Origin of the sequence: Alkalibacillus haloalkaliphilus, from assembly GCF_007991275.1 — a bacterium.
GTDB classification, from domain to species: domain Bacteria; phylum Bacillota; class Bacilli; order Bacillales; family Alkalibacillaceae; genus Alkalibacillus; species Alkalibacillus haloalkaliphilus.
Genome location: NZ_BJYA01000017.1, coordinates 84960 through 95113 on the forward strand (window position 1 = coordinate 84960; position 10154 = coordinate 95113).

General features: G+C 37.5%; 9 protein-coding genes. 6 read left to right on the forward strand and 3 right to left on the reverse strand.

Going from position 1 to position 10154, the window contains the following annotated elements; genetic code table 11:
• Positions 1-231 precede the first annotated feature (231 nt).
• The 3 genes from AHA02nite_RS12170 to AHA02nite_RS12180 all read left to right on the forward strand — a co-directional run bounded on the left by AHA02nite_RS12170 (position 232) and on the right by AHA02nite_RS12180 (position 2558).
• Entirely contained in the window at positions 232-969 is a 738-nt protein-coding gene (locus tag AHA02nite_RS12170) for a YveK family protein (RefSeq protein WP_146817676.1), read from the forward strand.
• Positions 959-1651 (forward strand): CpsD/CapB family tyrosine-protein kinase, encoded by a 693-nt coding sequence (locus tag AHA02nite_RS12175; RefSeq protein WP_146817677.1) that lies wholly within the window; start codon positions 959-961, stop codon positions 1649-1651. Before AHA02nite_RS12170 ends, AHA02nite_RS12175 begins: the two co-directional genes overlap by 11 nt.
• A gap of 139 nt (positions 1652-1790) precedes the next feature.
• On the forward strand, positions 1791-2558 hold the full coding sequence (locus AHA02nite_RS12180) for a tyrosine-protein phosphatase (protein WP_146817679.1): 768 nt from the start codon (positions 1791-1793) through the stop codon (positions 2556-2558).
• Between the two features lie 443 nt (positions 2559-3001).
• Here the strand turns inward: AHA02nite_RS12180 and AHA02nite_RS12185 are convergent, their stop codons facing one another.
• Positions 3002-4093 carry a glycosyltransferase family 4 protein gene (locus AHA02nite_RS12185; RefSeq protein WP_307724926.1) on the reverse strand — a complete coding sequence of 364 codons (1092 nt, stop codon included), beginning with the start codon at positions 4091-4093 and terminating at the stop codon, positions 3002-3004.
• Between the two features lie 169 nt (positions 4094-4262).
• On the opposite strand from AHA02nite_RS12185, the gene AHA02nite_RS12190 reads away from it, so the two are divergent.
• Positions 4263-5282, forward strand: a complete 1020-nt coding sequence (locus AHA02nite_RS12190; protein WP_146817681.1) for an LCP family protein — start codon at positions 4263-4265, stop codon at positions 5280-5282.
• Between the two features lie 194 nt (positions 5283-5476).
• Here the strand turns inward: AHA02nite_RS12190 and AHA02nite_RS12195 are convergent, their stop codons facing one another.
• The gene (locus tag AHA02nite_RS12195) at positions 5477-6769 is read right to left on the reverse strand and encodes a nucleotide sugar dehydrogenase (protein WP_146817683.1); all 1293 of its coding nucleotides are present in this window, start codon (positions 6767-6769) and stop codon (positions 5477-5479) included.
• 171 nt (positions 6770-6940) lie between these two features.
• Between AHA02nite_RS12195 and AHA02nite_RS12200 the strand changes: the two genes are divergently transcribed.
• Both AHA02nite_RS12200 and AHA02nite_RS12205 read left to right on the forward strand, forming a co-directional pair.
• Positions 6941-7504 (forward strand): GNAT family protein, encoded by a 564-nt coding sequence (locus AHA02nite_RS12200; protein ID WP_146817685.1) that lies wholly within the window; start codon positions 6941-6943, stop codon positions 7502-7504.
• A 130-nt stretch (positions 7505-7634) separates the two neighbouring features.
• Positions 7635-8726: a YheC/YheD family protein gene (locus AHA02nite_RS12205; protein ID WP_146817687.1), complete on the forward strand. Its 1092-nt coding sequence runs from the start codon at positions 7635-7637 to the stop codon at positions 8724-8726.
• Between the two features lie 50 nt (positions 8727-8776).
• Here AHA02nite_RS12205 and AHA02nite_RS12210 read toward each other — a convergent pair.
• A partial coding sequence (locus tag AHA02nite_RS12210) for a peptidoglycan-binding protein (protein ID WP_174758197.1) occupies positions 8777-10154 on the reverse strand: 1378 nt, incomplete at its 5' end.

Sequence of the window (10154 nt, forward strand, 5' to 3'; positions counted from 1 at the left end):
ACTAGCAAACGAAAATTGGAAATTCAACAAAAATTGGTAAGTTTATTTCAAATTTGTTACAGTACTTTTTGGAAATAGTAGGTTTATGTGGTGGTTATTTGGTATAATGATTTATATGAATTATAAGACAATTTGACAGAAAACTCAATTTTTCTACAAAAAAATTAGTAGATTGTGGTATAATTTTTAAATGATATTTACGATAATTGGAAGTACCGGAGGAAAAAACAGATGGAAGAAACAATTTCACTTCAAGAGATTTGGGAAATTTTAAAGAAACGTTTAGGTTTAATAGCGATTGTGACAGCGATTGCTTTAGTGTTGAGTTTTGTTGCGACGACATTTTTTATGACACCTCAATATGAAGCGAATTCACAGTTTATCGTTAACCAAGCTGATCAACAACAGCAGGAAATTACATCAAATGAAATTAGAACAAATGTAGAATTAATTAATACTTATAATGTCATTATTCAAAGTCCTGCTATTTTAGATTTAGTAATCGATGATCTAGGTTTAGACTTGTCAGCTAGTCAGTTAGCTAACCGTATTAGTGTAAACAATGCGGATCAGTCACAAGTTGTTAGCGTCCAAGTGACTGGGCCTGATCACGATCAAGCAGTAGACATTGCCAATACGACAGTTGAAATCTTTAAAAATGAGATTCCTTCTTATATGAATGTTGATAACGTCGGTATTTTATCTGAAGCGATGCATCAAGCAGACCCTTCTCAAATTAGCCCGAACTTATCACTGAATCTAGCGATCGCGTTAGTGTTAGGTTTAATGGTTGGTGTTGGTTTAGCTTTCTTACTTGAGTACTTAGATAATACGATTAAGACTGAAGAAGATCTTGAGAGTTCATTAGAAATGCCAGTGATGGGTATTATCTCAACAATCGACCCAGAAGAAGGTAATGCAACTAGAAAGTCGCGTAAGGCGAGAAAGGGTGTTAATATTGGCTCGTAAAACGACATTACAAAGAGCACAACATCATAAAACGTTAGTCACTCATGAACAGCCTAAATCACCAGTCAGTGAACAATATAGAACGTTAAGAACGAACTTACAATTTTCATCAGTTGATAACGAACTTTCAACAATGATCGTGACGTCAACGACTCAAAGTGAAGGTAAAAGTCTTACAGCTGCTAACTTAGCGATCGCCTTTGCACAACAAGGGAAGAAAGTACTGTTAGTTGATGCAGATTTGCGTCGTCCAACTGTTCATTACACTTTCCGTATTAGTAATACGTTCGGACTTAGTAACCTATTAGTTGGCGATCATACGTTAGAACAGCTTGTACATGAGTCAAAAGTAGATAATCTAGACCTATTAACTTGTGGGCCAATTCCACCGAATCCTTCAGAGTTGCTTGCTTCTAATAGAATGCGAGAACTAATCGGCATTGCAAAGCAGAGCTATGATTTAGTGATTTTCGATACACCACCAGTATTAGCTGTAACGGATCCACAGATTTTAGCAAACGAAACTGACGGTGCTTTACTCGTCGTCCGCAGTAAAAAGACAGAAAAAGATGCAGCCAAGCGCGCGAAAGAATTGTTAGAACAAGCAAACGCAAACTTACTCGGTGCTGTGTTAAACGATAAAGATATTAAAGATAGTAACTACTTATATTACTATAACTAAAGTTAGAAATTAGAAGTCTCATAGGTATATAGGCCTGTGAGACTTTTATATTAAGTAGAAAGATAGTTATATTGTCGGATAAAATAGGCGAGAATTTTGTCGATAATAAGGATAACTATAGTCAACAGGAGGACCTTTTATGATCGATTTACACAGTCACATCCTTCCAAACGTTGACGACGGTGCGCAAACGATAGAAGATAGCGTCAAGATGGCACACCAAGCTCGTCAGGAAGGAATCACGACTATTTATGCAACACCCCACCATTTAAACGGTCGATACGAAAATGAGAGAGAGAACGTCATCGAACGTGTTGCAACTTTAAATGCCGAATTCGAACAACGGAACATTGACTTAACGGTATTACCCGGCCAGGAGATTCGAATTAACGGTGATATTGAGTCTATATTAGAAGAACGTACAGCGATGCCATTAGGCGATGAGACGAAATACATATTAGTCGAACTACCGTCTTCACAAGTACCGCGTTATACGAAGGACAAACTATTTGAAATCCAGCGCATGGGATACCAACCGGTCATCGTACACCCAGAACGCAATAGCGCTTTTGTAAAGCATCCGAACATCTTGTACGAATTTGTGAAGCGAGGGACATTAACACAACTTACCGCTTCAAGTGTTGCTGGGAAGTTCGGAAAGAAGATCCAGAGCTTCTGCTTTCAGTTAATTGAAGCGAACCTCGTTCACTTTATCGCATCAGACGCGCACAACACGACAACGCGCGGCTTTTATATGGAAGAAGCTTACGAGGTAATTAGTAAACGCTACGGCGATTTTGTTGTTGAACTATTTAAGGAAAATGCTGAAGCAGTCGTTCAAGACGAATTAGTCATTGGCGATCCACCGATGGAAGTGAAAAAGAAGAAGTTGTTGGGGATATTTTGAGTTAGGAACGCCCTCTGCGGTTGTGTGCTGCGGAGGGTTTTTGTGTGTGGTGGGCTGGCGTGTGTGCGAGCGACGCTGGGCGAAGTTTGTCGAATATTGCGTTCGCCGGAATAATGAGATTTTCGCCGGATTCTTGATGCGTTTCGCCGGAATATTTGAAATTTCGCCGAATTATCGAGATTATCGTCGGAATATCGAATTTTTCGCTGATAATCCAGTTTGTTCCAGCAGCTAATGAGGCGCTCGCTCCTGGCAGTGTGGCAGCGCGCAGGTGCGTTCGCTTAATTATGAGTCGAGTTCGCCTAATAAATTAGAATTTCGCCTAATTATCGAGAAATTCGCCCAATTAATGAAAATTTCGCCTAATTATCGAGAATTTCGCTTAATTATTGAGGCGAGCGCTGATAAAAAAAGCTCAACCACAAATCGTGATTGAGCTTTTTTTAATGACTTTCTCTTTTTTCAGGTTTTTGAGTTGGCTTCTTGACCATTTTCTTAAGCAAGCTAAGAACAGGTTGTTTCCCACCTAATACTAATCCTACGATTTCAGCAATAATGTGAATGAGCAGGAATGCTAAGAATGCAATCAAGATCGATGCGCCTAATGGTGAATAGCCGAACATAATGGCTAGTGCGCCGAATAGTCCACTAAATAAATAGATGACTAATACAGCGGCGCGGTGCGATAACCCAGCATCGATTAATTGATGGTGGATGTGCTTTCGGTCGGCTGTCATAATGCTCTCACCGTTTTTCAAGCGTCTAACGATTGTGAAAAGCGTGTCGACAATCGGCACGGCTACAACCATTAATGGAATGATGAAACTAAATAGCGCGACGTTCTTAAATAGTCCTAACATTGAGATGATCGCAACCATGTAGCCTAAGAAGAGCGACCCTGAGTCACCCATATATATCTTGGCTGGATTGAAATTATAATATAGGAAGCCTAAGTTAGATCCTAATAAAATAATCGCTAGAAATGCGGCTGCAAGGTTTCCTTCTATAAATGACATAACTAATATTGCTGATAGCGCAATGCTCGTTACGCCTGCTGCTAAGCCGTCTAATCCATCAATTAAATTAATTGCATTGGACACGGCTAAAATCCATATAATAGTTACGATGATGCTTAAGTTATTTAGCTCGATTTCGCCAAATAATGGTATATTTATTCGCTCAATTAGTAATCCTGAAGATACGATGATTACTGCTGCTAATCCTTGGCCGGCTAACTTGTATACAGGTCTAAGGTTGAAAAGATCATCAAAGAAACCTGTTAAAAGCATTATGAATGCACCAACAATAATAGCTAGTTGATGTTCATGGTCAGGCCAGAACATGATATAAGCTACCATAACACCTGAGAAAATAGCAATTCCACCAAGATATGGCTTATCCTCGGTGTGCATTTTACGTTCGTCAGGGCAATCGACTATTCTATATTTAATCGCGATTTTTCTAACTACTGGCGTCATAATCAATGCTGTTATTAACGCGACAATAAAACTTATTATTAAAATAGTAAAATTCATTATAAATCCCTCTTTAATCGAATTGAAGCCCATATACATATTAGCATATGATGGACTGTAAATAAATGAAAATCAATACCAATCTTACAAAATAGAGTTTGCATAGTTTGTGAAAACATTCTATAATTTATAGAGTTATGACTAGTTTACTTTAGAGGGGAATACTACAATGGGCAGAATTGAACAACGTAAAAAGCGTAAAAAGAGACGTTTAAAACGTTATATGTATATATTATTCGCATTGTTTTTAGTTGTTGGTGGTGTCGCTTCGTATTTTGTTTTTCAAACGTTACAAGCCGCTAGTAGCTCTTACGATGATTTAGGACGCGAACAATCAGATTTAAGAGATGAAGCTGTAAATATCAGTGATGAACCTTTTTCTGTATTAATCATGGGTGTAGAAGACTATGAAACTGAAGGTGCATCAGGCAGAACAGATACACTCATGCTAGTAACCTTTGACCCTGATGATCAATCAGCGAAAATGTTAAGTATACCACGTGATACGCGTGTTGACTTCGCTGGAATGGAACGAACTGATAAAATTAACCACGCTTATGCTTTCGGTGGCAAAGAAATGGCAATCGATACAGTTGAAAAGTTTCTAGAAATTCCGGTCGATTATTATGTTTCTGTCGACTTTGATGCCTTTATCCGAATTGTTGACGTATTAGATGGTGTTACGGTTAATGTACCATTCGACTTCGAACAAAAAACGATGGCACCTGACTCTTATTACGTACAATTCTATGAAGGTGAACAACATGTAAACGGCGAAGAAGCATTAGCCTTCGTACGTATGAGGAAAGAAGATCCTCGCGGTGACTTAGGACGCGTTGAACGTCAGCAAGAGTTTCTTAACGCATTAGCTGATGAAGCGATGTCGTTACAGTCATTAACGCGCGTTGATCGAATTGCTGAAGTGGTCGGTGAAGAAATTACAACAAACGTTCGAATCCGTGACGGTTTCGGCATGTTAATGAACTTAAACAACTTTGATCGTGATAATTTAGAGTCTGTTGATTTCGATACGTATCATCAAATGATTGGCGGCGTTAGTTATCAGACGCCTGATCGGGATTCATTAGCTGAAGCTCGAATGAAACTTAAAGAGCACTTACAGCTAATTGAGGCAACACCTGAAGAAGATGAAGAGTCTGAAGGTGAAGGTGGAGATGAGCAACATTAATATAGAAGCTTTCCTCAACAATCGTTGGGGAAAGCTTTTTCTTTTGGTGTGGTGTCGCTTGATGATCATGGCGAGGAATTAGGCGAACGCCCGATTAATTAGGCGTTCGCTTAATTAATGAGAATTTCGCTTAATTATTTTGGATTTCGCCTAATTATTGTGAATTTCGCTTAATTATCAAACTTATTCTCTAGTTATAAACTCCAATAATAGTACCCTTCTCGCTCACACTCGTTTCGGTCATAGATCTCCTTCACATCGATCAGAACCTTATTATTTTTATTTTTGTAAAGCGATTGTAGCCGCTCATGTGTGAAGCGTTTCTTGATCTCGTCATGTCCAACTGCAACAATGATTGCGTCTAAGTCGTCAAGCTCCTCTTCTCGACTCATGGTCAACCCATACTCAGATTCTACTTCTTCATTTCTAACAAGTGGATCATGAACTAATACGTCAATGTCATAATCGTGCAGTTCTTTGACGATATCGACGACTTTAGAGTTGCGGACATCTTGTACATTTTCTTTAAATGCTAGTCCGAGAATGGCCACTCTGGCACGTGATAAGTCTTGTTTGGCTTGTACCATTTTCTTAATTGTATTTGACGCGACATGTTTACCCATCGCGTCATTAATTTTACGGCCGGCTAACACAATTTGTGAATGGTATCCGAGCTGCTCCGCTTTGTAAGTGAAATAGTATGGGTCAACGCCGATACAGTGACCCCCAACTAATCCTGGCGTAAACTCAAGGAAGTTCCACTTCGTCCCTGCTGCTTCAAGGACTGCTTTCGTTGGAATGTTCATTCGATTGAATACCATCGAAAGCTCGTTCATAAAAGCAATATTAATATCGCGCTGAGCATTTTCAATCACTTTCGCTGCCTCGGCCACTTTAATCGACTCCGCTTGGTGCACACCCGCCTCAATGACTGACCCATACAAACTCGCCACTCTCTCTAACGTTTCATCATCAGAACCAGAGACGATTTTAACAATGTTTGTTATAGTATTTTGTTGATCACCTGGATTAATACGTTCAGGCGAGTAACCGACCTTAAAACCTTCATTTAATTTCAACCCCGACTCTTCTTCAAGAATCGGAACACAGACTTCTTCTGTCGTGCCAGGATATACTGTAGACTCATATACGACGATTGAACCTTCTTTCATCTGCCTGCCGACTGTTCGACTTGCGCCAATGACAGGATTTAGGTCCGGTGTTTTATCAGTATTAATTGGTGTTGGGACCGATACGATATAAAACTGACAATCTGACAATAGCGATTCGTCATTAGCAAACGTCATAGATGTATGGCGTAACGCTTCCTCTCCTACCTCTCCTGTTACGTCATTTCCTTTTTTATACTCATTAATCTTGCTTTCATTTATATCGAATCCTACAACGTCATATTTCTTCGCAAGCTCAATAGCTAACGGTAAACCGACATAGCCTAATCCGATTACTGCTATCTTCTCTTTATTCATTTGCATCACCTATACTCTACATACCCAAGTTCAAACTCGAATATACCAAAAATTATATTACAAAATTGTATATAGTTTTTCAGTTTAGTTAAGGTTCATTTAAATGGGTTTATTTTTCAAATTGTGAGGTATACCATAGCTGAATAAGTCCACTAGGAGGTGTGACATTTAATGAATTGGTATGAAATGTTGAAAGAATACTTTCCAGAAGAAGAATTAAAAACGAAACAACACTTAGATACATTGTTAGCTGAAAAAGATTACTATTATTTAGATTGCAGTGAACAACACGTCTTATTATATGCTGAGTTTCCAAGTTTCATATTCGTAGACTATATGTATGTAAGAGGATCAAAGAGGCATAGAGGAATTGGTAAACAATTAATTCATAAATTGAAGAAAAAAGGGAAGACTATAATATTAGAAGCTGAACCACAAGATCCCAATGATTCTGATACGAGTAAGAGATTGCGTTTTTACAGTCGAGAAGCTTTTAACAAAGCTGACTGCATTCAGTACACTAAACATTCACTCATTACAGGTGAAAAGGTCAACTTAGATATCTTGTATTGGGATTCTAGCGGAGAAGAAAATGATGTCTCGATTTATATGAAAATGATCCAAATGTATGAGGAGGTTCATACGTTTAAAGAATTTGAGCTTTATAATGACTATCATCCTAAGGCTCATGATGCAATTCATTTCGCAAAAACGGGACAAGATCTACTAAGTTAAGTCGTAAGTACTAAGATTTGTAATAAACGTTACACAACCGAAAATTGTCGAAACAAAAACGTAAGTCCCCTTTAACATTATTTTCTAACAAGTTGTGGAATAATACAGACAAGAAACGGGGGTATCACTCATGATGTTTTCAATAACGGCACCATTTAAAAAGCAAAAAAAACAAAATAACGTTAGCTCTAAAAAACAAGTGAATTATGTAGGGTGCATGCGTAACTCTAGGAAGCCAAAAGACTTCTTTAAATTGTTGTCCCAGGCTTGTGCTCACTATGATTTAACACTCGTCTATTTCAGCCCAAAAGACGTTGATATGGACCGAGGAACAGCGAACGGTAAAGTTCTAGTGAATGATGTGTGGGAAGAGCGTGAAGTGGAAATACCAAGGTTTATAGATGTGTCTACGTTCTGTTATAAATACAAGAGTGTATTAAAGTATTTAAAAGAAGTCAGTACGTTATCAAACCAACGAATAGGGTCTAAAGCAAAGCTATATCGCCTATTAAGTGAAAATGAATTGTTTAACCATCTTGTTATACCTTATAAAACGAGTGATCAGCCAAAAGAGATTTTTGAGTTTTTGTTTGAACACCATGAGATTATTTTAAAACCGAAAACTGGTCAAAAAGGCGATAACATTTACAAGATTGAGTTTATCGATTCAAATACCTTTAAGATAAGCTATGCACTCAAGGAGACTGTATTAAGCCGAGATGAACTAGTTAAGCTTTTAAGTGATTTAGTTACAAAGAAAAAATACGTCTGTCAAAAATACATTCACTCTTATGACTCCAACCATAACCCGTTTGATATCCGCATTAGATTAGAGAAAAATGTGGAAGGGAAATGGGAAGTTGCCATTAACTTAGTTCGAATCTCTAGCGGACAGAAAGTAGTTTCTAACGTCGCTCAAGGTGGGTATGTTTCAGAATTAGAGACATTCCTGAAAGTCAATTACCCAGATTGTTGGAAAACCATCCAAGATGAAATAGAGTATATCGGTAAAGAGTTGCCTGGTCATATCGAAGAAATTAGCGGTAAAACATTAAGCTCACTAGGAATCGATATTGGACTAGACCAAGATGGCACACCATATGTGTTTGAAGCCAATACTGCTCCAGGGGTGGAATATGCACTTGGTGAAATTGCGATGATAAAGAGTGGGTATTATTACTTTATGAAGGAATTCATTCAATCAAATCGCGATATTTCATAGAAAAAAACAAAAGGTCTGAATGATTGTATTCAGACCTTTTTTATATTAAATTAAGTTGAATCTAAATTAAATGAGTCAGCAATTGCCTCTGCAGTTACATCTGCTAGTGATTGTCTATAAAAAGGATCTCTTAGCATTTGATTCTCCGTGTAATTATCGATAAACAGATATTCTAACAAAATAGCAGGCATTTCTGTGTTTCTTAAAACATTAAAATTTGCATTCTTTTGACCACGATCAATAAGATTCATTTCGTTAACTAAATGTGTATGAATAGTGTTTTGTCGCTGATGGGATTCGCTACTAGCATTTGTATGAACATATGTTTCGAACCCACTTCCCTGTCCTAGATAAGCATTACTGTGTACACTTACGAAGTAATCTGCTCCCCAGTTATTGGCCATTTTAGAACGATCTTCAAGTTCAATAAACTCATCTTCTGTTCTAGCATATTCAACAATAACACCTTTGTAATTATTCATTAACGCATTACCTAATTTAAGTGATATATCTAGAGCAACTTCCTTTTCTTCCAAACCATAAGCTACTGCCCCAGGATCACTTCCACCATGGCCTGGATCGATAAATATTTTAACCACATATTCTTGAAGTAGCTCTAGAGTTATTTCATCCGTTATACCACTAATAGGTAGACCATAATCCGCTTGAAACTCTCTAACAGCACTAGCCGTTTGTGGTCCATAATAACGTGTTTTTGAAAAATCACCATAACCTAATGCCATCAACATTTCTTTTAATTCAACTGCATCATCATGGTAATTTCCACTTTGAAGAGGATTACTTAAAATTTCGTTTAATTTATATAGAGTATCTGAATTAACTATACCGGTTACTGGTAGACCATACTGTGATTGAAAATCTTCTACTACTCCCCTTGTTTGAGGTCCATAATAATTTGTATTTGAGAAATTACCGAAACCAACATTTTGTAAATCAACCTTTAAGTCTACAACATCTGCTCGTCTCATTCCTTCTTCCAATGGACGAGTTGCTTCATACTCTAGTTCAAAATAAGCTTTCTCATCTAATATTCCATTTGTTATTAAACCAAAGTCAGCTTGAAATTCTTTTACTGCTGTTTCAGTTTCTATTCCGAATAAAGTAGTTCTACTAAAATCGCCATAGCCTAATAACATTAAATACCCCTTAATCTTAGGTACATCGTCATGACGATTCCCCTTTTGGAAGGGATTATTAACCGTTTCTTCAAGCTTCTGTAATGTAGGTTCATCAGCGATTCCATTCTCGACTAAACCATAATAGACTTGGAAATCCCTTACCGCTTTTTCTGTATCAGAATCAAATTCTTCATTAATTGAAAGGTTATCTAAAGCTAAAACTAATACTAAACCTTCTTTAAGATTTAAGACATCTTCATGACTATTACCATTTTGTAATGGACTATTT